Origin of the sequence: Butyrivibrio sp. MC2013 (assembly GCF_000424585.1) — a bacterium.
In the GTDB taxonomy this organism is placed as follows: Bacteria; Bacillota; Clostridia; order Lachnospirales; family Lachnospiraceae; genus Butyrivibrio.
In genome coordinates this window covers 1-25,598 of sequence record NZ_AUKE01000005.1, presented here as the reverse complement: position 1 = coordinate 25,598, position 25,598 = coordinate 1, and the positions used below count along the sequence as shown (strand labels likewise).

The following is a 25,598-nucleotide window of genomic DNA, read 5'->3' as shown; positions in this document are numbered from 1 at the left end:
ATCATGAGAGTATGTATGATACTGGAGGGAAGCTATCCCTATATCAACGGCGGCGTTTCCTCATGGATGCACAATTACATAAAGGCCTCACCTGACATAGAGTATGTGCTCTGGGTGATCGGAGCCCATGAGAAGGACAAGGGACGCTTTAAGTATGAGCTGGCTGATAATGTCCTTGAGGTTCATGAGGTCTTTTTGGACTCAGCTATAAAGATGGCTCCTGCTGGCAAAAAGGTGCGACTTACAGTCGAGGAAAAGGAGGCTGTATCTGCGCTCATAGACTGCGCAAGGCCTGATTGGGGCGTGCTGGTAAGTATGTTTCAGGACAAGAAGATGAATCCTCTTGACGTACTTATGAGCGAGGATTTCCTGGATACCATGACAGCTCTGTGTATGGAAAAGTATCCATATGTAGCATATGCAGAGACCTTCCACACTATGAGATCCATGCTCCTGCCGGTGCTATATCTCCTAAGTATGGAGGTGCCCGCAGCTGATATGTATCACACAGTATGTACAGGCTACGGAGGGCTCCTGGCGGTGCTTGCAGCTTATCAGACAGCTAGGCCTGTGATGCTCACTGAGCATGGCATATATTCCAGAGAAAGAGAAGAAGAGATAATCAGGGCAACCTGGGTCATACCGGCTTTTAAGAAGCAGTGGATCAGCTTCTTTTACATGCTCTCTGATGCTATCTATAAAAAGGCAGCCAGGATCACGAGCCTTTTTAACAATGCCAGAAAGACCCAGATAGAGCTGGGTGCTCCCAGGGAGGTCACAAGAGTAGTGGCCAATGGTATCTTCTACGACAGGTTCAGCTCTATCCCTCTTAAGGAGGAGGACGGCATTGTGGATATAGGAGCGGTTATCAGGCTGGCGCCTATCAAAGATGTCAAGACTCTGATCTATGCCTTTTATGAGCTCACGAGAAGAGTGCCGAATGTAAGGCTCCATATCCTGGGAGGCACAGATGATGAGGAATATGCTCAGGAATGCTACAATCTGGCAGAAAATTATGGGCTTAAGAATTGCATCTTTGCAGGGCAGGTCAACGTGATCGAATATATGGAAAAGCTGGACTTTACAGTGCTGTCCAGCATTTCCGAAGGTCAGCCCCTGAGCGTACTGGAATCCTTTGCCGCAAGGCGGCCTGTGGTGACTACGGAGGTGGGCTGCTGCAGGGATCTCATAGAAGGCGGCGAAGGAGATAAGCTGGGCAAGGCAGGATATCTGGTACCGCCTATGCACAGAGAAGCCTTGGCGGAGGCTATGGAGAGGATGTGCTCATCCTTTGCCAGGCGCCTGAGAATGGGCGAAGTGGGCCAAAAGAGAGTCAGGACCTATTATATCCACGAGTCCATGATGAAGAATTATATGAGTATATATAAAGAGATTGAAGAGGAGTGTTTATAAGGCTGGTAATCCATTTGGATGGCAGCTGTGACATTGTCGGCAGCATTGATTGAAAGAGAGCGGATATGGCAGGAATAGGATTTGAGCTTAAGAGGCTTTTTAAAGAAAAAGGCGTCATAGCTATATTAAAGGCCTATGGTTATACAGGTGCTGTAACTACAGGCCCTATGATACTGGGCGTGCTGTTCCTTCTGAGTATCAGCTATATGGGGCAGTTTTTTGGCCTTGTTCCGGCAGACAGAGATCTGATGGTATCCATGATCACCTATGCTCTCCTTGCATCGCTTATTTATTCAGGTCTCTTCTCCATGGTGATGACCAGATATGTGGCAGATATGCTCTATCAGGAGAGGAACGGCGACATACTGCCCTCACTTGAGGGGCTGTGTATTATCATGCTCCCTTCGGGAAGCATATTCTTTGGCATATTCCTGGGCTTTTCGGGCATAAGCTTTAGCCTCATGGTGATTGAGTACATACTCTTTGTAGAGCTCCTGTTGGTATGGACACTTATGAACTACCTGACGGCAATCAAGGATTATAAGGGGATATTCGTATCCTATCTCTTGGCAGCACTGCTTGCCATAGGTCTGTCATACCTCTTGTGCCGCTTCGTGGGCGTATCCATAGAGTCCCTTCTCTTATCTGCCTGCAGCGGCTACGGGATCATGATATGCATGGATATGGTATTGCTCTTTAGATATTTTAAGAGCTCGGGTAGGCACCATTTTGCATTCCTATCATGGTTTGACGAATACAAGGATCTGATGATCATCAGCGTAGCCATGGATATAGGTCTTTTTTCCCATCTGGTGATCGCGTGGTTTAGCAAGGTTGGAGGCCAGGTGGGCGGACTCTTTTACTCGGCGCCCAAGCACGATATAGCAGCGATGTTTGCATTTTTGACCATACTGATCACCAGCATCAATTTTGTGGCATCTGTGGAGGTGCATTTCTATCCAAAATACAGGAAATATTATGACCTCTTCAACGGGTCGGGCTCCATCACTGAGATCAGGCAGGCCGAGGAAGAGATGATGACGGTACTGGACCATGAGCTGGCATATACCGCCAGAAGGCAGTTCTATATGACGGCCATATCTCTCTCCCTGGGGCTGGTAGTACTCACCAAGCTCCCGCTGGGCTTTGATGCTCTGATGGAAGGGTATTTCAGGATCCTATGCGTAGGCTACGGAGTATATGCCATAGGCAATGTTATGATGCTGATCCTGCTGTATTTCATTGACTATGACGGAGCCAGGAGGGCTTCCCTTATATTTGCTTTTTCTACTACGGGAGCCTGTCTTTTGTCCCTCTTTATTGATGTCAAATACTACGGCTTTGGCTTTGCTCTAGGGAGCCTATGCTACTGCTTTTACTGCTGGCTAAGGCTTCGCAAATATATGAGCAAGCTGTCCTATCACATACTCAGTACTCAGCCCCTGATGAAAGAGAACAGACAGGGCTTCTGGGGGAGACTGGGTGAGAGTCTTATGAAGAGAAAGGGCGTGTCATGAAGAAAAAAGCTGATCTGTCTATAGTGCTGATACTGCTGGCGGCAGTCCTTATGATCCTGTGCTCCAGGATATATACAGAATACATCTCACCGCAGCTTATGCCTGAAGAAGAGACTGTTGAAAACGAAGCTGCCACTGAGGATACGAGGGCCCGCAAGAAGGTGCAGATAGGAGCCGATCATCTAAGGGATAATGATACCCTATACGACTATGATGAGACAGGAGTCGTCTGCATGTATCTCACTGTTAGAAGGGGAAACGGACCTGAAAACAGTGATCACAGCTGGGAAGAGATAAATCACTATTCTGCCTATGACTACGATGAGATGAATGTAGACAGGTACAAGGTGGAAGCGCTCCTGCAGGTGGGCGATGAAAACGGGCCTAAGAAGGGCGAGCTGGGCTATGGGCGCACTGCGTCTAATGCTACTGTCCAGATAAGAGGCCAGACCTCCACCAGATACAGTCAAAAAAATTATAAGATCAAGCTGGATGACAATGTGGGCCTCTGGCATGATCAAAAGACCATAGCCCTTAACAAACATATGGCTGAGGGCCTCAGGTTCAGGAATATGCTGGGATTTTCACTCCTGGAGGATGTGCCGCAGCTTATGAGCCTTCGCACCAATCTGGTACATCTGTATGTAAAGGATGAGACCAGTGGCAGCGGCGAAGAAGCTCTCTTTGAAGACTATGGCCTTTATACACAGATAGAGCAGCTAAATAAACGCGCATTGCAGTCCCACGGCCTTGATAAGAATGGTTATCTCTACAAGATCAATTTCTTTGAGTTCTTTAGAGAAGAGGACATTATCAAGAATCTGGATGATCCTGACTATGATGAAGACCTATTTACTGACAGGATGGAGATCAAGGGCGAAAAGAATAATGCAAAGCTCATAGCAATGCTGGATGATGTCAATGACATGTCCCTGGACATAGAAACGGTCATAGCAAAGCATTTTGACAGGGAAAATCTCCTATACTGGCTGGCCTTTGAGATACTGACAGGTAATATCGATACTCAGAGCAGGAACTGCTATATTTACAGCCCTCTTAATGAAGACTGCTGGTACTTTATCTGCTGGGATAATGATGATTTCTTCCAGTTCGATGAGGATGAGATCAGGGGCAACGTGGACTATGCGGGCTGGTGCAGAGGTGTGAGCAATTACTGGGGCAATGTACTCTTTTCGAGATGCCTGAAATCTGAGGCTTTCAGGACCGATCTGGATAAAGCGATAGATGATCTGAGAAGCGGCGCTCTGTCCAAGGAAAATATCACTAAGAAGGTGACCAAATACAGAGAGAAGGTAAAGCCTTATGTATTTACCAGCCCTGATGTCACCTATGCTCCTCTGACACCGGAGAGATATGATGAGGTGGCTGATGCCCTTCCTGATCTTGTGGATTTCTATTATGACAATTACCTTGAGACATTAGAAGCGCCTATGCCTTTCTTTATAGGTGTACCTACTGCTTCAGGCGGCAAGATACATTTTGCCTGGGATGTGTCCTTTGATTTTGCCCAGCAGGATGTGACCTATCATATGGAGCTATCCGACGATCCATACATGAATCATGTGATAGAGCGCTACGATGGTATATGGCCGGGCTATGAATGCGAGATGCCTCAGGGGGGCAAGACCTATTATGTAAAGGTAACTGCAGAGGATACAGACGGCAATATCACAGAAGCCTTTGATTATCACGTAGATATAAATGGCAACAAGTGCTATGGCGTGAAGGAGTTCTACATAGGTACTGACAATGAGATCTATGAGTACGAGAGGGTGGAATGATCATGACAGGCAAGGTTAATCAGTTCAGGCACGAACTCAAATATCTGATAAACGAGCCTGAGATGGCTGCCATCATGGCAAGGCTAAGGGGCTTTATGACGCTGGATCCAAATGCATCAGAGGATGGATATATGATCAGGAGCCTGTATTTTGACGACGTGTGGAACAGTGCTTATGAAGAGAAATACATGGGCATATATGCGCGCAGGAAATACAGAATAAGGATCTATAACTGCTCTGACAAAGGGATCAAGCTGGAGAGAAAAAAGAAGGAAGGCAATTATATATTCAAGGAGTCGGCAAGCTTGACCCGGGCTGAAACAGAGGCCATCCTTGATGGTGAATATGATTTTCTCTTAGAAAAGGATAATAAGCTCTTAAAGGAATTCTATTACGAATGTGTGAGCAATTTTCTAAGGCCCAGGACTATAGTGGATTATGACAGGATACCATTTATCATGGATGAGGGAACGGTGAGGGTGACCTTTGACAGGGATGTGAGGGCAGCTGTACTATCCTATGACATATTTGACCCGGAGCTTCCCACCATGGGGGTCCTTGACAGCGGGTATCTGGTCATGGAAGTAAAGTATACGGAGTTTTTGCCCCAGCTGATAAGAGATCTTTTGCCGCCAAAGTCCAGAGAAATGGTGGCGGTGTCCAAATATGTACTGTGCTGCGATAAGACGCAATATCTGTTTAACGAGAGTTATTATGGAGGATCAGTATGAGCGTAAGAGACGTTATCAAAAAATCTATTCTGGAGTCGGAATTCTATACCAAGTTTGATGTGGGTCAGATCGCCATAGCACTGATATTCGCCGTAGTACTTGGATGCTTTATCTATCTGGTCTACAAGAAGTATTACGCAGGCGTCATCTACTCCAAGAGCTTTGCAGTGACACTGGTGGGCATGACCATCATGAGCTGCATGATCACCCTGGCCATCAGCACCAATATCGTGATATCCCTTGGTATGGTGGGTGCGCTGTCTATTGTCAGATTCAGGACAGCTATTAAGGATCCCCTGGATCTCTTGTATCTGTTTTGGGCTATCACGGTAGGTATCACTTCCGGAGCATATATGTATGTCCTGGCACTGATCTGCTCTGTGATCATGCTGATTGTGATCCACATATTCTATCATAAGCAGACAGAAGGTTCTATCTATGTGGCTATCATCCACTACACCGGCGACAAGGCGGGAGATCAGATCCTGCAGTCCTTTGGTAAGAGCAAATACTATATCAAGTCCAGGACCTTTAGGAAAGAAGTGACAGAGCTGGCTGTGGAAGTAGCTGTCAGGAAAAACGACCTGTCCTTTGAAGAGAAGATAAGGGATATCGATGGCGTAAAAGATGTAACATTGATACAGTATAACGGAGAATATCACGGATAAGAGGTGTTATTGATCGTGAGTGCATTGCAATAAGGCAAAATTGCGCTTGCGTGATGATATCTGCGCAAAGAGGAAGGATAAGTGTCAGATAAAAGGGCCGGTAGGTATTTAGTGATCATACTTACAATTATCATACTGGGAGCATCTATTGTGTTGTGGAGATTTCTAACAGGGACCGATGTGATTCATTATAATGACAGCGATGAGATCCTCATCAATCCCTACATCGGCTACGTGGTATGTGCCGATGATGACAGGAATATAGTAGACAGCAGCCTGGTCTATATAGATATCACCTGGGCTGAGCTGGAGCCTTATGAAGGTGTATATGCACTGGATGAGATAGCAAAGGCTAACCATATAGCAAAGTGGAAAGAGGAGGGCAGACATGCCGTCCTCCGCTTTGTGTGCGATATACCTGGAAAAGAGCCTCACAGAGATATGCCTGACTGGCTGACCGGGAAGATAAGCGGGACGGACTATGATATGACCTATGGCAGGGGCTATTCTCCTGATTACAATGATGAAGTCCTCATAGAATATCATGCTAAAGCCATAAAAGCTTTGGGCGACTACTTTGGCGCTGATGATTTTGTCAGCTATGTGGAGCTGGGAAGTCTGGGCCACTGGGGAGAATGGCATGTATATTATCCTGCAGGGATCAGCAGGATCCCTCTGATTGATATCAGGCGACTGTATGTAGAACCGTATCTGGAAGCTTTTCCCCATGCAAGGCTTCTGATGAGGCGGCCCTTTGCTGAGCTGCCTGAGGCAGCAGGTGTGTACAATGACATGACAGGAGCGGAGGAAGATACCCTGGTTTTTCTGGACTGGATAGAACACGGCGGAGATTATGATCAGACAGGAGAAAGGTCGGCTATCCTGCCACGCCCTGAGATATGGAAGAAGGCTCCTGTAGGCGGAGAATTTACCAGCAGCATCCCTATGAGCGAGATGCTTGGGAGTAAGTACGAGAGGACTCTGCGCCTTATAGAGGATAGTCACATGTCCTTTATAGGTCCCAAGGTGCCTGAGGTAAATGAGGACGACGCTGCATATGCAAATAATGCATATGACCTCTTAAACCATGTGGGTTACAGATATGCTATATCCCATTTGTCCATAGCAAAGCATGGAAAGAATAGAAAAGTGAGTGTGACTGTGAAGAATACCGCTAGCGCACCCATATACTGGGAGAGGGAGCTATGCTTGTATGTGACAGACGCAGGCGGCAATATCATAGAGAAATATCCTCTGGACGTAGATCTGACCCACCTTTGCGGCGGGGAAGAGACGACCTGTCATACAGTTCTTTCGGAAGAATATCTGACAGAAGATTATGAACTGTGGGTGGGAATTGAGGATCCGCAGGCGGAGCTTCCTGACGTCTATTTGGCTATGGATGCCCCGCGGAATGGATACTTATCAAGACTCATCCCTTCGCCCTGATCTGATAACCAGAGAGGATCTTAGTGATAAGCGCAGCGCAGGGATAAGGAAGCGGCCATTTTTGACCGATAAGAGAAATCGAAGCATTGGATACATAGGAAGATTTTTTCACGGAGGAAGAATATGTTAACATTTATTGACATTCTGAGAAAAGCAGGCATTGACCCCAGGAAGACCAAACTCATACGTCTACCCATGACAGACCCTGTTTTTAAGGAATGCTATGACAGGGGGATGATATACGAGTATACCTGTCATCAAAAGGAAGGCTTTAGCAAGGGATATGACTACTGGGCTGTGTTCATAGGCGGCAATGGCAGCAAGGCACAGTTCTATGCGCTCTATCGTGTTGGCGATGCAATGCCGGATGACAGGAATAGGGCAGCAAAGAAACTACCTGAAGCTGAGGCAGACCGCTACTGCGGAGAAAATCTGATCTACGAGCTGGAGCACCAGGACATCCTGAAGGAATATGAGTACAGGCTGACCATAGAATGGGGCAAGTCCAGAATGTGGCACCAAAGGGCTGTAAATGACAAGGAGATCGTCAGCATTAGGGCTGACAGGAAGAAGGTATTTTCCGGCTTTGAAGACCTGGTCATCAGTTATGATGAACTCAAAGAGATCATAGAAAACGAAGCTGTATACGCTGAATGGCATGCGGCCTTTTCCGCGATATACGCCATTTATCTGATAATGGATACAGAGACCGGAATGCAGTATGTGGGCTCCGCCTACGGCAATGAAGGTGGGCTCCTTGAGACCTGGTCCTGCTATGTGAAGACCCAGCGGGGCAATACCAAGCAGATGAGGAAGCTGATCTGCTATCATCCCGACAGATATCACAGATTCAGGTTCTCTGTACTGCAGATACTGCCAAAGACGTTGACGGCCGAGGAAGTAAAGGCCATAGAGCTCCGCTATAAAAGAAAGCTGATGAGCCGGGAATTTGGCATGAACGAAAACTAAGAGAATGGGAGACTTGAAGACTATTCAAAGGCAGTACGGGATTCGGCGTATAGAGATCAGCTGATCAAAGAACTGATCCCGGATCAAAATGCAGATTAAAAGCTATATTCAGTGGAGCTGTGATCATCTCACAGTTCCTTTTATTTTGATCTATTTTGCTGATATTACTGCAACATTTTGAGATGAAAATCTGTATAATAAGTGAGTCGCTTTTGAGCATTGCTTATGGTAGCGCTTGCTCACAGGTGATCAAAGGATAAATGCTAAGCATGGAGGAGATGTATGAAGAAAAGAATAATAGCTGCGTTAGTTGTTTTGACGCTGATGACGGGATGCGCCACAAATTTGAGCCCTGCCGGATCGGATGCTCAGGATAAAGCAGCTTTTAAGACAGAGGATGATAGCAAGGAAGAGCTGTCTGATTCTAAAGAGGAGGGAAATGGCATAAAGGCTGATGCAGCTCTTTTCCCGGATGAACTCTTTCGTAAATATGTAACGGGACATTTTGACACAGATAAGGACGGCTGCCTCAGTGACGAAGAGATAGCTGCGGTGCAGACCATCAATCTGAGGTCAGATGAGGATGGAAAGTATAAGGATATAGCTTCTGTAAAGGGTATAGAGACATTTACGGAGCTGACGAAATTATCAGTTAAAGGCACTGCTGTTACAAGTCTGGACCTCTCTGGCAATACAAAGCTCAAATATCTCCAGTGCTCAGAGACAGATATAGTAGCTGTCGATACATCTATGCTGCCGGAGCTGGCCAATCTGCAGCTGGCAGGAACTAATGTACAGAATATCAATCTCTCAGGCAATCCCGAACTTCAGACTCTGGATATATGTCAGACCGATATCAAAGAAGTGGATCTGACAGCAGTTCCAAAGCTGAGACAGTTATTTTGCAGTGATTGCAACAAATTGACCGAGCTTGTTCTTGCATCTAACATTAAGCTCCAGGAGGTCAGTATACAGGGAAGCGGCATCCAGACTCTGGACCTTAGAGGTCTTACCTGGCTTAACAATGTGACCTGTGATGCTGATGATGAGATCATAGGCTGCGACAAGAAATGGATCAGCAGAGTGGAAGCTATCGCTGAGGATGGCATGGAGGCAGATCTTGCTGATGATGAGAAGGACGCAGCTAAAGCCGTTCCCGGAAACGGTGGACATTTTGTATTATTTGATAAAAAGCTCTACTTTAGGATACCAAGCGAAAAAGCAATGAATGAAACTGCGGCAAATGCAGATTATGAAAGCCTGACCATGGATGGTTCTTGCAGTATCGTAGCTTTGGATACAGAGAGCATGGAAACCACTGAGCTTTTTGAGGATTCATCAAAAGGACCTATTGTGATATCAGGTGGGCGTCTTATATTGTCTGAAACAGACAGCACCGGAAAAGAGTACGTAGAGGCAATGTCTCTGGATGGCAGTAATAGAGAAAAGCTGCCTGGAATCAGGGTATATGCTTCGTCTCCTTCAGGTGATCTTGTCGTTACAGGGGGAATAGAAGATGATGGCAAAATGCATTTTTACCTTATAGATGATAAGGGTGAAAGTGTGGAAGTTAAGAGCAGCCGAGAGCTCTATGATTATGCCGGCCTGACTGAGGACACATTCTATTACGTGACTTTGTCCGAAGATTGCGACTATGGCTCTTTTGCCGGCTATGATCTGGCAACCGGTAAGGAGATGATCTATGGAGATTTTGATGCAATATCGGATTTCCAGACAGCTCCTCCTGTGGTGGACCAGCTGCATACCTATAACGCATGTGTATATCTGCAGGTGTCCTTGAAGAAGGGCGCATATGGCAATTATGGTGGCTGCAAATTTTATGATGCTCAGTGCGCTACGGAGAACAGTCTGAGAGAGTCTATCCCTGTGGGACAGCCCATATATTTTGGTGACAGAATGATGACTCCTGCTGCCAATCTGTCGCACACGATAAACAATACTGGGCGTTATATGTATGTGGAAGGTGTTACAGGAACAGCAGGTATAGATGAAGAGGGAAATGCCGGATACTTTGCAGAGTGGGGACGATTTGTAAAGGTGACAGAAGATTACCCCTTCAACACTGATGGCCTTCACGATGTAGAGGAAAAAACGCAGCTGTGCGAGCTTGTAAATAACCACATTTGCATAATAAGAAATACCCAGGCTGTAGTGCCTGATAAAGACATTGCCTGGGGAACGGCTTACAGGAGGATAGAGACCAGTATCGACTATATTGATACATCAAGCAAACAGACAGTAACCATCGCCAGGGTAGAGAATCCCTATGCGGATGCAGATCCTCTCAAGGGAATGGTGAGAAAAGATATACTGGAAAGATTTCGTGCTGAAAATCCTGTGGTAAATCCCTGGTCTATCCACGCTGAAGCCCTGGCCCTTGGAACCTGGGTCCAGTCTTCTATAGGACAGGACTCTATCCCGGAAGAGATCAGAGAGATGGGTGATCATATCGGTTATGGCAATGAATACTGCTTTGGAACAGATATCGGCAATAATTTTGACAACAATCTGCCCTATATGTATGCAGTGTATTTTGCCCTCAAAGACTATTACACATCAGGTGGAACAAGAAATAGCGACTTCTATTATGCGCTTGTAGATGATAACGATTATTTAGGCAATGGCGATCCCGAGAATATCAGGGAGATGTACCAGGATCTCAGAAAGCTGATCACCGCCTGCAACAATGTATTAAGAGAAAGATGAAATCATCACCCAATCTTGGAGAAGAAGTCGGTGCAGAAATCCATGAAGATCCTGGCGGCGTCGCCAAGGTAATGGCCTTCCTGATAGGAGAGGAAGATGGTGCGCTTGCACTCCGGGGAGGTGATGCGTACCGGAGTGATCAGTGAATTGAAAAAGGATTTCTGAGTCTGGTAAGGCAGCAGGGCGATGCCCATCTGCGACTGGACGAAGCTCTTGAAGGTGCCGGGGCTATCGCTCTCCAGGATGATATTGGGGGCAAAGCCTGCCTGCAGGCAGAGCTGGTCTGTGAGCTGCCTGATGCTGGGGCCAATTGAATATGTGACGAATTGATAAGGAGCAGCTTCTGCAAGATTGATGCTGCTCTTTTGCGCAAGGGGGTGGTCCTTGTGGGCAGCGATCACTATGTCCTCTTCCAGGAGCTTGATATTCACAAGGCCCCTGTAATTGCCGGGAGTGGCTGATATCACAAAGTCAAAGTCTCCGGCCTGCTGGAGATTGTGTGTGGCCTGCTGCTTGAGATTCAGGGAGATGTTGGGGTAGAGCTTATGAAAATTGATCAGCATATCAGGGGCAATATTTGAACCCGCCAGGATGATAAGGGTCAGATGGCCGAAGGGGTTGCTGCCAAAGTCCAGGAGCTCATTTTTGGCATTGTCGATCATATTCAGGGCTTTGCTGATATTGCGATAATAGATCTCGCCGTTATGATTCAGGCGGATATTGCGGCCCTCTCTGTCAAAAAGCCTGGTCCCCAGTTCCGCTTCCAATGTGGAGAGGGTGCGGCTAAGAGAAGGCTGGGATACATGGAGGACTTCACCTGCCTTGGATATATTCTCCTGTCTGGCTATCTCGCAAAAATATCTGAGCTGTAAGAGTTCCATAAGGGCTCCTCCCTAAAAGGTTAAAAATACAAATAACGCTACGGCTGTCAAAAGTAGCTTCCGGCTTCCGGGTCTTATATTCGGTTAAACTCGCAAACGCTTCGCTTTTTGCTCGTTATAAAATCACTGCTGACGCAGTTCTACGGGTACGGGGCTTATAACCCCGCACCCGTAATCAAGATATTTCCACCACCTAAAGGTGGTGGGTTATCTTGATTATTTTATATATAACATCTATGTTATATATTCTATTATAAATTATATATTAGACGACATATGTAATCAATAATATAATGGTTTCATGAGCAAGAGGAATACAAATTATATAAATGGTATATATAGATACTGCATGAGGAAAGTGAACCAGTCAGGGATTTGAAGTTTTTGTATTTTAGATTTTGCTTAATTGATAAATGGAAGAGTTGGGGATCTGAGTGGTAATGACCGGAGAAGAGAGGGCAATGGAAGCAAATATTATAGTAAATACATCCTGTGGAAGGATTGAAGGATATGAAGAAAATGGAATGATAGCCTTTAAGGGTATCCCGTTTGCCAAGGCACCTGTAGGTGAGCTAAGGTTCAAGCCGCCGGTGGCTGTTGAGCCCTGGGAGGGCATTTATAAGGCTGACCACTTTGGAAAGAGGAGCCTGCAGACAGGAGAACAGGAATATAGTGATGATCTGGGCTTTTCTGAAGACTGCCTTGATCTGAACATATGGATCCCGAGAGAGAAGTCAAAGTCGGGGCAGCAGGCAGCTGACGAAGGAGCTTTAAAGGAGGGCGGCCTTCCTGTGATCTTTTACATACATGGAGGCGGGCACTGTTCGGGTGCCAATTCGGATCGCTTTTTTGACGGACCACATCTGATCAGGAACAGGAAGGCTATTATGGTGGCTCCGGCTTACAGGCTGGGAGCTCTGGGATATCTCTATCTAAGGGATTATCTGGGTGAGGAATATGCAGACTCAGGTAATCTGGGACTTTTGGATCAACTGCTGGCCCTTAAATGGGTGCATGAGAATATAGCAGCCTTTGGCGGGGATCCTGATATGGTGATCCTCATGGGACAGTCAGCAGGAGCAAAGTCAGTAGCCAATCTCATGGTAACACCAGCAGCCAAGGGACTCTTTAAAAGAGCAATCCTGCAAAGCGGTGCCTGTCAGTGCATCAGAGATACACAGACAGCATCAAAGCTGACCAGGATTATCCTGGAAGAACTGGGACTGACCAGGGCAACAGCCTCCCGGATACTGACTATAGACGGCGAAGAGATCATAAAGGCCCAGGAGAAGGCCTACAAGCGTATCAACTTTGGACATATCTTTGGACCGGTGCTGGATGGCAGAACCATATCAGAGTCCCCGGAGGATTATATAAGAGAAGGCAAGCTGGGCAGCATAGAAGTCCTCATAGGCTACAACAGAAAGGAGCTCTACTTCAGCGACCCTGCCAGGGGTAAGAGCAGGGAAGAGGCTGCAGAAGCCTTTAAGATGTGCTACGGCTTATATGCCAAACATGCCATGGATGCTTATGAGGAGTATCTCAAAACAGAGGATCCTGTGGAAGCCTTTGACCATGTGCAGAGTGAGTTTATCTATGGCAATGGTACACTGCGCCTGACACAGCTCCTGGCTGATAACGGAGTCAGGACCTGGTCCTATCTTTGGAACTTTGAAGGCAATACCATACCTTATCATTTTACGGAGATGCCCTATATTTTTGGATATTCGGAAAAGGATGCTCCGGGAAGGGGATATGCCATGGAGGATATGAACTACTCCCTTCTTATGAATGAGACTTGGATGAGCTTCATACTAACAGGGGATCCGGAGAATGTGCTATTGCCCAAGTGGCCTCCCTGTGAGACAGGGGAGATGGGATACAGGATGTATTTTGAGGAGAAGCCTCATCTGGAGCAGTTCAGGCTGCATTCCTACTGGTCAGGGATGCCTATGCAGGTGATAAAGCTATGAGAAGGGAGCGGCTGTGACGACATCTTTTTGCTGCGCGGCAACTATCCTGGTGGGCCTCATTGGAAGCTATACAGGCAAAAAACTAAAGCTTCCATCAGGAGCCATGGTGGGCTCGATCTTGGCTGTGAGCATATTTAACTGCAGCCTGGGAGCGGCAGTTCTGCCGCAGGTCACTAAGCCCTGCCTGCAGGTCCTGGGAGGTGCTCTCCTGGGACATGGCATCAGCAGGGGAGAACTGCAAAAGGCAGGCAGTATCATAAAGGCTGCACTGGTGCTGGTGATGACCATGCTCCTGCTGAATCTGACCACGGGGACAGCTGTTAATCATATATCTGACATTAATCTTGTCACCGCTCTGCTTGCTACAGCACCGGGAGGAGTCTCGGACATGGCACTGATTGCTGAGGATCTGGGAGCGGATATGAGGATAGTATCAATTCTTCAGCTCTTTCGCATGTTTGCCATATATCTGATCTTTCCCCCATTACTAAGAATGGTGAATAAAATGCCTCTTATGAGCAGCGGCGCAGACGAATGCGCTGGGGGCTCTATGGGTAAAGCCGGCCTTAAAAAGGGGAAAAGAGGGGACTGCCTGATGACTTTGGCAGTAGCGTTTGCAGGCGGGCTGGCCCTGGAGATGCTGGGAATGCCTGCAGGTTACATGGTGGGGAGCGTATTTGCTGGAGCTGCCTGGAATATAGTGACAGGAAGGGGCTACATACCTGAAGACTGGCGCTTCTATATACAGTCTCTGACGGGGGCTCTTATAGGCTGCAGGATGAACAAAGAGAGCCTGGGATTACTTGGAAGCCTGGCGGTACCTGTATGCTGTATGGTGACCGGGATGCTGATATTTACCTTTATCTGCGGACGGGTAATGGCAATGATCTCTGAGATAGACCTTAGGACCAGCCTCTTATGTCTGACACCCGGAGGAATACAGGAAACGTCGCTGCTGGCAGCGGATATGGGCTGTGATGTATCAGCGGTGGTGGTGATGCATACAATCAGACTCATCGTGGTGATATGTATTTTTCCGCTACTCTTGTCGCTAGTGACTGCGTGAAAACTGTATGCGCAGATAATGGCAAAATCATGACTAATAAAAAAGAATATGACTAATCACAGGGGGATAAGCTTATGAACATACTGGTTACGGGAGCAGACAGGGGACTGGGATATGGTATGACAAGGATTCTCTTGGAAATGGGACACCATGTCTGGGCAGGGCGATATATGCCTGAATGGACAGAGCTGGATGAGCTTAAGGAAAAGCACGGGAAGAAGCTGGAGATCATTCCACTGGATGTAAGCGATACTGAGAGTGTGAAAAGGGCCGGTGATATTATACTTCGGGATATTTCATATATAAACGCAGGCTCTGATGATGAAACAGAGGCCGGAATAGGTATCAAAGAGAGCGGCTGCCTTGACATGATCATCAGCAATGCGGGCATTAATGGGAAACTTAGCGGAGAAGTGCCTATGGAATCTGACTACGATTATATGATGCGCACATATAATATCAATTCCCTGGGAGCTGTCCGTTTGGTTGAGATATTTTATCAAATGATGAAAGGAAGTGATGTCAGGAGATTGTGCTTTGTATCCTCGGAGGCAGGGAGTATCACCCAGGCCTGGAGGAACGATAATTTCAGCTATTGTATGTCCAAAGCGGCATTAAATATGTATGTGAAGCTGATCTACAACCGCCTGCATCCCGAGGGCTACAGCTTCAGGCTCTATCATCCGGGATGGATCCGCTCATACATGGGCGGCAAGTTGGCAGAGAAAGGTAACCTGTCCATAGATGAGGCAGCAGACATAGCGATCAGATATTTTATGGATGATCATGTGGATGAATCGGAGCTTGTCATGTATGGATATGACGGAGAAAGATTTCAGTTCTAAGAGAAAGGGTTATAAGAGGGGGCATTATGAAAAATAAGATGAGGTCAAATATTGGAAAAAAAGCTCTGGCAGCTGTGATGTCAGCGGCTATGGCGATGAACATGGCTGCCTGCGGAGCGGCAGATAGTCAAAAGATAGAAGATGGGAAGACGGCAGCAGCAGACACTGCAGGTGCAGAAGACGACGGCAAAGTATCCTTCTCCATAGCTATCATGAATGGACCCAAGGTAGAGGATACCTGGATCGAGCATCAGATCGAGGAGAGGTTTAACTGCGACGTGGAGCTGGTATTCCTACCTGGCTGGGAAGACCTGAACACCAAGGTTAATCTCCTGATGAGCGATGATGCCCAAAGGCCCGATGTCATCTGGTGGAGCGGCCTGCAGGAGGAATACGAAGAGTGGGTAGAATCCGGACTATTGGTAGACCTGGTACCCCTGCTGCAGAATATCGATAACAGCAATATCCTGTCCTACTATGATGACAGGAAGATGTTCTCCACCTATACAAATGGCAGTATCTACAGTATCCCCGGCGATATAGCTGAGGTCAGCTGCATGGGTACCTTTGTGAGGAAGGACTGGCTGGACAAGCTGGGCATGGATGAACCAAGGACCATGGATGAATACGTGGATTATCTCCTGGCCTGTGTAAATGATGATCCTGACGGCAACGGCGTGGATGATACTTACGGCTTTGGCGGAGATAGCGGCGACTGGAAATTCCTGGCTCCCTTTATCTATTCCTATAAGGCTGATGTGAATCACTTTGTAAAGGCTGATGATGGCACCATAGTCCACGGCTCCACTCAGCCTCAGGTCAAAGAGGCCCTGGCTCTTATGGCAGACCTGTACCAGAAGGGAGTATTTGAGCCTTCTATATTCTCTGCTTCTGAAGGTGAGACACTTTTTGCAGAGGGCAAGGTAGGCTCTTTTTACAGGTATCTGGTATCTCTCAATCCTTCACAGCAGTATCTGCAAAACTTCTATCAGAATCACCCGGATGGCAAGTATGAGGTCATAGAGCCTATCGAAGGTCCTACAGGCTGGGCAGCTGATGAGAGGGAAAATGGCAGGGGCTGGTGCAGCTATGCTATCACCAAGAACTGCAAGAATCCTCAGAGAGTCATGGAGATCATGGACGGCATTGCATCCGGAGAATTCTTTATCCTGGATAAATGGGGCGTAGAAGGCGAGACCTATGAGCTTACAGAAGATGGCGCGGTGAACTTCATTGTAGATGAAACCAAGCGTAACGAGATGGGACTGAGCACTTTCACGGGCTTTGTCAACAGAAAGGATTCCTACAATATCCAGAACAGCAAGGAGGTAAATGATCTCTTTGCAAGAGCTGAAGAGACATCCCTTCCCTTCGTTGACTACCGCGTGGATCTGGGACAGAGCGGCGAAGCCTGGAAAGAGTACAGCCCTGAGCTCTTAAAGCTTAGAGATGAGTATTTCTACGGTATCATCATGGGCGAGAGACCTGTGGATGATTTTGATGAATATGTGGACCTCTTCTATAGTCATGGGGGAAAAGAAATAGAAGAGGAAGCAAATCAGATCTATGCTGAGCAGGATAAGAGCTATCAGGAATTCAGCGAGAAATATCAGGAGTGGTTCCACTAACAGACAAAAGGGGTGACATCATGGCAAAGCTGTGGAAATATCGTTATCTGTACCTGCTGATACTACCTGGGATACTGTACTTTGTCATATTCCGCTACATACCTATGTACGGCGTAGTGATAGCATTTCAGGACTTTAGTATCAACAAGGGCATATGGGGGAGTAAGTGGGTAGGTCTGGAACAGTTCAGGAGGCTCTTTTTGGGCCTCTCCTTCCCGGCAGTATTTCGAAATACGGTGATCATATCTCTGTGCAAGCTGGTGATGGGCTTTCCTGCGCCCATCATCCTGGCACTGCTCCTTAATGAAGTCAAGAGCAGGAAATTCAAGAAGATCACCCAGACCATAGTATATCTGCCGCACTTTATATCCTGGGTCATACTGGCAGGGCTGATATCCATGTTCCTACATCCGGATACGGGACTCATTAATGAGATAGTGAAATTCTTTAACGACGGCAAGGGCATAGACTTTCTTGTAAGCAAAGAATATTTTCGCAGTATCCTGGTCATCACGGATATATACAAGGGAATAGGCTGGGGGAGCATAGTCTATATCGCAGCTATATCCTCCATTGACTCCACTATATACGAGGCGGCTATGGTAGACGGCGCAGGGAGGCTGGCACAGATCTGGCATATCACGCTGCCTGCGCTAAAGTCCACTATCGTGGTGATGTTCATACTGAATATGGGCGGGATACTCAATGCGGGCTTTGAACAGATACTGCTCCTGTACAATCCCAGAGTATATGACGTGGCGGATATCATAGACACTTATGTGTACAGAAACGGTATCATGAGCAGCAATTATTCCATGTCTACGGCGGCAGGCCTCTTCAAATCAGTGATATCCATGGCGCTGATCATATTCACCAATAAGATGGCCCATCTGCTGGAAGAAGACGGACTATGGTAAGGGGGAGCTATGAGACGAAAATATGACGTGGTAGACTATGTGATAATACTGATCTTGACCTTGCTGTCCCTGATCATGATATATCCCTTCTGGCATGAAATGATGTATTCTCTCTCTGATCCTGTAAAGGCTGCAAGCGGCGGGATGTTCGCAGTGCCAAAGGGACTGAATCTAAAGTCTTACTGGTCGGTACTAAGGAATAAGTCGGTATGGACGGGCTTTAGAGTATCAGTGATAGTGACCCTTGTGGGTACTGTCATGGGAGTATTGGTATCAGCTATGCTGGCATATCCTCTTAGCAAAAAAGATATGCCGGGGAGAAAGTTCTTTATAGGAATGATCTTTTTTACCATGCTCTTTGGTGGAGGCATGATACCCAATTACCTCTTGGTCAAGGAGCTGCATCTGATAGACAGCTACGGGGCGCTGATACTGCCTGGACTATTATCTGCCTGGAATATCTTTATATTAAAGAACTCTTTTGCCGGCATTCCTGCCAGCCTTGAGGAATCTGCAAGGATAGACGGGGCCAATGACCTGACTATCTTCTTTCGCATAGTGATGCCCCTGTCCAAGGCAGTACTGGCTACCATAGCTCTCTTCACAGCAGTGGGCTATTGGAATGACTATTTCTCTACGATCCTCTACATCATATCCAAGGATCACTGGTCATTACAGGCGGTCCTGAGGGAGATCCTCTCCAATGCCCAGTCTGCCATGTCCTCCAGCGGCATCTCAGTCAGGGCGGAGGAAGCGATCTCCAGTGAGACGGTGAAGGCCGCTACGGTGATGGTGGCGACGGTGCCTATACTCATGGTGTACCCCTTCGTCCAAAAATACTTCATAAAAGGTGTACTCATCGGCTCCGTGAAGGGGTGAAATATTACGCCCTCGGCGGTGGTATAAGGACGCCTTCGGTGTGATATTATCATAAATCCTGCTCGCATGGCTGGACGCTGCGACGAGCCCAAAGCGCAGATCATATCGTGCATAGGCACTCATGATCTGCTGGTCTCGTCTACGCAGCCATGAAATCGCAGGATCCATGATAATGATCACAGCCGAAGGCTGTTTTATGTCTACAGCAAGAACAGCGAGATCCATGAAGAATACCACCGCCGAGGGCTGTTTATGTCTACCGCAAAGACAGTATCGTTCATTGACCAAAAACTATAACAAGATATAACATAAAATCAAAAATATAACAGACTATAACAAGATATAACAGACTATAACAAGATATAATAGACTATAACAAGATATAATAGACTATAACAAGATATAACAAAGGCGAAAAAACAGATAAAAGCGAGGGGAAAATATGGGAGAGATCAAGGAAACCACATGGGATGCGGAACACAAAAAGGAGAATATCCTGCCTCCTTGGGCAGGGGATATAGACCCTGGTGAATCCATCAGCTACAGGCAGTCATATGAATTTGGAAAATACTTTGATAGATTTGAGTACTATGAGTTTCCCAGCGAAAAGACAGGGCGTATCAGATACTATCTCTACAATCCCTTGAATCACGGGGCAGATAAAAGTGGTAAATATCCCCTTCTTGTATGGATACATGGCTTTAACTGTGCGGATGGTATCAATACCGTGGGACATAGTGGTGGAGAGCAGTTTGCATCAGAGGAGTATCAAAGGTCGATTGGAGGCGGAGCGTTTATCCTGGTGCCACTTGCAAATGAAAAGTGGGTGAATGGTGAACTGGAAGGCTCCTGGTCTCCGGAGTATTTTGAGCCTTTGGCAGATCTTGTGAGGAAGCTTAAGGCAGATTTCAAAGCTAATCTGTCAAAAACAGCCATCATAGGCGGATCCTCCGGTGGGTGGATGTCATGGGCGATGACAGAAAACTATACAGAGCTGTTTGATATAGCTGTGCCAATTGCTTCCGGCTATATCCCTGATAGAGATGAACTGATGCGCATTGGAGGCTTAGGTGTAAAAGTGCTGGTAATGCATGGCAAAAGGGATGAGCTGTGCAGCTTTGCGGAACATATTGTACCCAGACTAAAGGACCTGGAAGACATGCCCGGATGTGAGATGTATTTTCCCGAGTGGGTGAAGAATGGCGACGGAGGCGTAGCATCTGTGAATTTTGGATTTGAAATGGGTCAGCACTGCGTCATCGTACAGGTTCAGACCAACCTGATCTATCTGGACGGGACTCCTTATGATGAGCGCTTTCCTGAAGGCTTTACAGGCTGGATCAGAAGGCAGTGTGAGGAATGAAGGAATGTATTTTGATGACGTGATAGATGGGAGCTGGCGACAGCTCCCTTAATTTATTGAGATATAGCTGTGAATGGAAACGGATCTGTGGCACGCGCGCTGGGGGCGCTTCAGATTTTGATTGACAATCAGCGGTTTTTGATTGTATTATTTAATTGAAATTCGGCAAAGAATCAAAATGCCGTAAATAAACCAAATAAGGCTGAGGTGGAAAAGATGGCATGCACAACAATGCTCCCTGAAGATCAGAAGATATTTTCCATGCAGGAGCTTAAGGAAAAAGGCTTTTCACAGTATAAGGTCAGTAAGCTTGTCGATGAGGGAAAACTTATAAAACTGAATAAGAAATATTATGAGAATGCAGAATATCACGGAGAGGAATCGGACTTCTATTATGCGGAAGCTTTTGCACCGAAAGGCGTGATATGCCTGCTAAGTGCAGCGGTGTATTATCATCTGACGACATTCATTCCAGATGCTGTGGATGTTGCTATTCCGAGGAAAGCGAAGGTGTCCACTATGCCGGATTGGCCACAGATGAGTGTTCATCATTATACTGATAACAGATATGATCTTGGAGTTACTACGGTTAAAGAAGGCGGGAATGAATTCCGGATTTATGATATAGAGAAGACCGTTGTTGATATCGTATTTTATAAAGAAAAGGTCGGTATTGAAGAAACAAAGGAAATTCTTGTGACTTATCTAAAGAGAAAGGATCGTAATCTGAACCGACTGCTAAAATATGCAGAGCTGATGAAATGCGATAAGGTAATGCGGCAGTACCTGGAGGTTCTCGTATGATAAGTGCAATTTCGGTAAAAGATAGATTGAAGAACCAGGCTTTTTCAAGTGGAAAGACATTTCAGGAAGCGCTGACGGCGTATGGGTTGGAGAGAACCGTATACAGACTATCGATGTCAGAATATAAGGAACGTTTTACACTTAAGGGCGGTATTTTTCTCTATGCTCTATTCGATGGCGAGTTTGCCAGGGCTACAAGAGATATTGACCTTCTAGTAGAGAATATTCCGAATAATGTGGAAGATATGAGGGAGATTTTTGAAAACATATTTTCTTTTGAGTGTGATGATGCGCTACGGTTTGATCTAGACACTTTGGATGTCAAGGATATCACAGAGTTTAAGGAATATCATGGTGTGAATATATCTATAATGGCATATTTGGACAGGACTAAGATCCCGGTATCGATAGATATCGGATTTGGTGATGTCATTTATCCTGAAAGAGTGAAGATGGATTTCCCAGTGATGCTCGATATGGAAGTGCCTCAGATTTACGCCTATTCAATCTCATCGGTTATATCCGAGAAGTTTGAGGCTATTGTTTCTTTGGGGGATGCAAATAGCAGATATAAGGATTTTTATGATATCTACATACTTGCCAGCCGATATGACATTAATGGGATAGAACTGAAGGAAGCGGTCAGAGAAACTTTTGAGCATCGTGGTACTGGATTTGATGATATATTTGCATTTTCGGATGATTTCTTAGAAAGTGAGATCCATCAAAGCAGGTGGAAAGCATTTCTGAAAAAGAAAAAAGCATTGGTGAATGTAGAGCTGGAAGAGGTTGTGGGGGTGCTTAAGACTATGCTGCTTCCAATTGTAGACAGTATAGCAAGAGATACGGAATATTTAACAAATTGGGATCACACATCTCGGAGTTGGAAATAAGGGAACAGAGTAATGGAGATGCAAAACTAAATGCATAAATTTGCGGCAAAATATCATGGCTATCACGCAGAAGTAACTGTGTATTGAATGTGGCTGCTAAAATATAATAAAATTAGTTAATAGCATTTGACAAAAGAATATATGGGTAAAACCGGAGTGATCCGGCGACACAAAGCTATAGGGACTCAATGAGTCAGCCAGTTGCGATCGTGATAGATGGGAGCTGGCAACAGCTCCCTTTATTTATTGAAAGAAGCTGGCACTTTTTATTGGACGCATAAGAGAGTAATTTATCCTATATAAAGGACGGAAGCTCCGGTCAGATGATCGCAGCAGTCACGTACAGGGATGGTGAAGATTATGAAAAAGGATAGTTTCTTTTCCAGGCTTTTGAAGCTTAATGTATTTGGAGTAAATGTAGTTGGTGCTTTGTGGGTGGTGCTGATTATAGCCATAAGCATATGTGGTTGGCTGTATTTTTATGGCCTCATGGCACCGTATATAAATAAGTGCGATTTTCCCGGCTGCGAGGCGGGAAAGCTGATAGGTAGAAAATACTGCAGGGAACATCAGGAAATATATGACATCTATGAGAAGATCAAAAAAGAAGAGGATAAAGCAGGGAAAAGCGCGGCTCAATCACAAGAGAGTTCTGAAGAAGAGGGCACCGGATCGGGCAGAAGGACAAATTATCACAGGGCAGCAGGTAAAGTGGGCTCAAAGAGTAATGCGGGTCAGAGCAACGATGGATCTGGTAGCGGCAGCAAGACTTCTACAGCTGGCAAGTCGTATTCTTCCAAGGATTATGATCCCTATGATGTTCATGACTATGGCAGCTCGAAGTCTTTTGCAGATGATAAGTATGACGAATTCTATGACTTTGAAGACGAGTTTGAGGATGAAGATGATGCTTATGATGCAGCCGAAGATTATTGGGATGATAATCATTGATTGTGATCAAAAGAATAGAAAGTCTTTTGTAAAAAAACGTATTATGGAGTGCTGATCTGCAGATTGCAGGCAGATAGTCATGTACAGGGATGGTGAAGCTTATGAAAAAGGAAAACGTATTTAAAAGAATAATAAAATGCCTGAAAAAAAGAAGCGACATATTTGTGGTTTTGAAATGGACTCTTATAGCGAGCGTGGTCATGTATGGGGTCATATCCATAAACAACGTGGTATCACCGCGTATCAATTTATGTAAATATTGCGATGAGAAAAGGCTAAGAGGTAAAGAATATTGCGAAGAACATCAGGCGCTTTATGACCGTATTGCTGAACTGGATAAAGAAATTGCAAGGTCATTAAAAATGGCAGAACTGTCACACCGTGCATCTGAAGAGCGTTATAAAAAACTGAAAGCTGAATTTGGTAATAGCTCTAAATATAAAGCTAGTGGCAAGATTACAAGCTCATATAAGAAGTCTGGCAAGGGAAGTAGTAGCTCTTACTCAGGAAGCCGTAGCTCTAGCGCTTCATCGAGTGGTAGCAAAGCTTCTACAGGAAGCAAGTCCGCTTCATCCAAAAAGTTTGATCTGTATGATGTTTACGATTACAACAATGCAACTGACTTTGCCAATGACAGGTATGAGGATTTCTTTGAATTTGAGGATGATTACGAGGATGAGGATGATGCCTATGATGCGGCAGTAGATTACTGGAATGAAAATCACTGAAATAAATCGCTAAATTGGATGAATAAAATAGGGTGTGGTATTATATAATCTACTCTGACTAGCACCGGTGTCAGAGGCGAAGGTTAATGTCAATATGATATTATACAGTCTGCGTGTGCGATCACACGGGACATGGTATAAACTATATGAGATTACGCAAGCTAATAGCAGCGCAATTGCGAATAGTGATATCATTGCGATATGATCCTTTCTGATAATTATATAATAATTATCACTTAAGAATTTCATAGGCAGTTCACTTATAGCGCTATGGCGCTAAGGTGAAGTGAAGAAACATACCCGCTGTGAATTAGGCATACTGCCGCCACCACCAGCGGGTATTGCTCTTTTTAGGGAGAAAATATGGCTGATAATGATTTTGTGAAGAAGTGGGAAGAGAAGAAGCCTGCCCACTATGCACACTTTGATTACCCTGTATCCCTGGATTCATGTCTAGATAAGATACAGGATCCTGATTATGTGGCCCACTATGCCTTTTATCCATTTATTCATTATGAGATGAAAACAAGGAAGCTCACAGATGAAAACGGAGCTATCAAAGCTGGCGAGCCAAAGGTAAGGAATATCAAGTATGCAGCTCATATGGACAGCTGGATCTATAGATATTATTCGCATCTTATAAATGAAAAATATAATGAACGGGTGATCAAGGATGGTCTTAATGACGTCTCGGTAGCTTACAGAAATAATCTTGGTAAGAATAATATCCATTTTGCACATGAGGCATTTTCTTTTATAAGAAAAGAAGATGATTGCCTTGTGATAATCGGGGATTTCAAAGACTTCTTTGACAATCTGGACCATACATATCTCAAGAAACAGCTAAAAGCCCTGCTTGGTGTAGAGAATCTGAGCAAGGACTATTACAACGTATTCAAGTCTGTAACCAGGTACTCCTACGTAGAACTTGATAAGATCCTGGAAATGAAGGGCCTGGAAAATGGCAAAAAAGGGATAAAAGAGCTAAATGCAAGCGGCAAGCCTGTAATGACAAAAGATGAACTGAGAAAGCTGGTAGGGAAAAAGGATGGCAGCATAATAAAGAATGGCTCCAAGGGAGTGCCTCAGGGATCTTTATGTGGAGCTCGGCATAATCCACCTTATGCCGAGCGAGTTATTATGCCAAGTAAAGTATCAATCTATGAATGAAACATGGGGCTTTGCTTCAATAACTCGGCATAACACACCTACTTTAGAGAATTCAGGAATGACAGTAGATCCTGATCTTTTGTCCAGTCCTGAAAATCGGCATCCTCCGTGACCTTCGGCGCAAGCTTGTTAATTGCTTCGTTTTTAAGCCTGTTGTCAGCACGGCTGTAAATCATCGTTGTGGAAATATCCTCATGTCCGAGGAAGTCCCTGATATAAACGAT

At 45.6% G+C, this 25,598-nt stretch carries 21 protein-coding genes, 1 pseudogene and 1 riboswitch; of the genes and pseudogenes, 20 read left to right on the top strand and 2 right to left on the bottom strand.

Annotation, left to right across the window (positions count from 1 at the left end):
• Window positions 1-3: 3 nt before the first annotated feature.
• The 8 genes from pelF to G636_RS0102700 all read left to right on the top strand — a co-directional run bounded on the left by pelF (window position 4) and on the right by G636_RS0102700 (window position 11,276).
• Entirely contained in the window at window positions 4-1,413 is a 1,410-nt protein-coding gene (gene pelF, locus G636_RS0102735; RefSeq protein WP_026506772.1) for a GT4 family glycosyltransferase PelF, read from the top strand.
• A gap of 65 nt (window positions 1,414-1,478) precedes the next feature.
• Window positions 1,479-2,930, top strand: coding sequence for an exopolysaccharide Pel transporter PelG (gene pelG, locus G636_RS0102730; RefSeq protein ID WP_026506771.1), 1,452 nt, complete (start codon window positions 1,479-1,481; stop codon window positions 2,928-2,930).
• Window positions 2,927-4,732 carry a CotH kinase family protein gene (locus G636_RS0102725; RefSeq protein WP_026506770.1) on the top strand — a complete coding sequence of 602 codons (1,806 nt, stop codon included), beginning with the start codon at window positions 2,927-2,929 and terminating at the stop codon, window positions 4,730-4,732. Before pelG ends, G636_RS0102725 begins: the two co-directional genes overlap by 4 nt.
• Window positions 4,733-4,734: 2 nt before the next feature.
• Window positions 4,735-5,463, top strand: coding sequence for a polyphosphate polymerase domain-containing protein (locus tag G636_RS0102720; RefSeq protein WP_196803018.1), 729 nt, complete (start codon window positions 4,735-4,737; stop codon window positions 5,461-5,463).
• Complete coding sequence (locus G636_RS0102715) at window positions 5,460-6,131, top strand: DUF4956 domain-containing protein (protein ID WP_026506768.1); 672 nt, start codon at window positions 5,460-5,462, stop codon at window positions 6,129-6,131. The genes G636_RS0102720 and G636_RS0102715 overlap by 4 nt, the downstream gene beginning before the upstream one ends.
• 81 nt (window positions 6,132-6,212) lie before the next feature.
• Window positions 6,213-7,580 carry a DUF4832 domain-containing protein gene (locus G636_RS17070; protein WP_051226429.1) on the top strand — a complete coding sequence of 456 codons (1,368 nt, stop codon included), beginning with the start codon at window positions 6,213-6,215 and terminating at the stop codon, window positions 7,578-7,580.
• A gap of 123 nt (window positions 7,581-7,703) precedes the next feature.
• Window positions 7,704-8,549: a GIY-YIG nuclease family protein gene (locus tag G636_RS0102705; protein WP_035778621.1), complete on the top strand. Its 846-nt coding sequence runs from the start codon at window positions 7,704-7,706 to the stop codon at window positions 8,547-8,549.
• Between the two features lie 282 nt (window positions 8,550-8,831).
• The gene (locus G636_RS0102700; protein ID WP_026506766.1) at window positions 8,832-11,276 is read left to right on the top strand and encodes a leucine-rich repeat domain-containing protein; all 2,445 of its coding nucleotides are present in this window, start codon (window positions 8,832-8,834) and stop codon (window positions 11,274-11,276) included.
• Between the two features lie 5 nt (window positions 11,277-11,281).
• On the opposite strand, the gene G636_RS0102695 is transcribed toward G636_RS0102700, so the two are convergent.
• On the bottom strand, window positions 11,282-12,157 hold the full coding sequence (locus G636_RS0102695; RefSeq protein ID WP_026506765.1) for a LysR family transcriptional regulator: 876 nt from the start codon (window positions 12,155-12,157) through the stop codon (window positions 11,282-11,284).
• Window positions 12,158-12,618: 461 nt separating this feature from the next.
• Between G636_RS0102695 and G636_RS19290 the strand changes: the two genes are divergently transcribed.
• The 12 genes from G636_RS19290 (at window position 12,619) to G636_RS17055 (ending at window position 25,374) form a co-directional block, all read left to right on the top strand.
• Window positions 12,619-14,130 (top strand): carboxylesterase/lipase family protein, encoded by a 1,512-nt coding sequence (locus tag G636_RS19290; protein WP_196803017.1) that lies wholly within the window; start codon window positions 12,619-12,621, stop codon window positions 14,128-14,130.
• Between the two features lie 13 nt (window positions 14,131-14,143).
• Window positions 14,144-15,196, top strand: a complete 1,053-nt coding sequence (locus tag G636_RS0102685; RefSeq protein WP_026506764.1) for an AbrB family transcriptional regulator — start codon at window positions 14,144-14,146, stop codon at window positions 15,194-15,196.
• A gap of 74 nt (window positions 15,197-15,270) precedes the next feature.
• Entirely contained in the window at window positions 15,271-16,041 is a 771-nt protein-coding gene (locus G636_RS0102680; RefSeq protein ID WP_026506763.1) for an SDR family NAD(P)-dependent oxidoreductase, read from the top strand.
• A gap of 26 nt (window positions 16,042-16,067) precedes the next feature.
• A complete protein-coding gene (locus G636_RS17060) occupies window positions 16,068-17,669 on the top strand; it encodes an extracellular solute-binding protein (RefSeq protein ID WP_051226424.1) in 1,602 nt (533 codons plus the stop codon).
• Between the two features lie 20 nt (window positions 17,670-17,689).
• A complete protein-coding gene (locus G636_RS0102670) occupies window positions 17,690-18,586 on the top strand; it encodes an ABC transporter permease (protein WP_035778619.1) in 897 nt (298 codons plus the stop codon).
• Window positions 18,587-18,595: 9 nt separating this feature from the next.
• Window positions 18,596-19,465 carry a carbohydrate ABC transporter permease gene (locus G636_RS0102665; protein ID WP_026506761.1) on the top strand — a complete coding sequence of 290 codons (870 nt, stop codon included), beginning with the start codon at window positions 18,596-18,598 and terminating at the stop codon, window positions 19,463-19,465.
• 442 nt (window positions 19,466-19,907) lie between these two features.
• Window positions 19,908-20,828 carry an alpha/beta hydrolase-fold protein gene (locus tag G636_RS0102660; protein WP_051226422.1) on the top strand — a complete coding sequence of 307 codons (921 nt, stop codon included), beginning with the start codon at window positions 19,908-19,910 and terminating at the stop codon, window positions 20,826-20,828.
• Window positions 20,829-21,044: 216 nt separating this feature from the next.
• A complete protein-coding gene (locus G636_RS0102655) occupies window positions 21,045-21,632 on the top strand; it encodes a type IV toxin-antitoxin system AbiEi family antitoxin domain-containing protein (protein ID WP_026506759.1) in 588 nt (195 codons plus the stop codon).
• Entirely contained in the window at window positions 21,629-22,525 is an 897-nt protein-coding gene (locus tag G636_RS0102650) for a nucleotidyl transferase AbiEii/AbiGii toxin family protein (RefSeq protein ID WP_026506758.1), read from the top strand. Before G636_RS0102655 ends, G636_RS0102650 begins: the two co-directional genes overlap by 4 nt.
• 134 nt (window positions 22,526-22,659) lie before the next feature.
• Window positions 22,660-22,734: riboswitch (cyclic di-GMP riboswitch) on the top strand.
• A gap of 151 nt (window positions 22,735-22,885) precedes the next feature.
• Entirely contained in the window at window positions 22,886-23,476 is a 591-nt protein-coding gene (locus tag G636_RS0102645) for a hypothetical protein (protein WP_155832304.1), read from the top strand.
• Between the two features lie 101 nt (window positions 23,477-23,577).
• The gene (locus G636_RS0102640; protein WP_155832303.1) at window positions 23,578-24,204 is read left to right on the top strand and encodes a hypothetical protein; all 627 of its coding nucleotides are present in this window, start codon (window positions 23,578-23,580) and stop codon (window positions 24,202-24,204) included.
• Between the two features lie 363 nt (window positions 24,205-24,567).
• Entirely contained in the window at window positions 24,568-25,374 is an 807-nt protein-coding gene (locus G636_RS17055) for a hypothetical protein (protein ID WP_051226421.1), read from the top strand.
• 38 nt (window positions 25,375-25,412) lie between these two features.
• Here the strand turns inward: G636_RS17055 and G636_RS20720 are convergent.
• A pseudogene (locus G636_RS20720) lies at window positions 25,413-25,598 on the bottom strand (hypothetical protein); the annotation flags it as partial.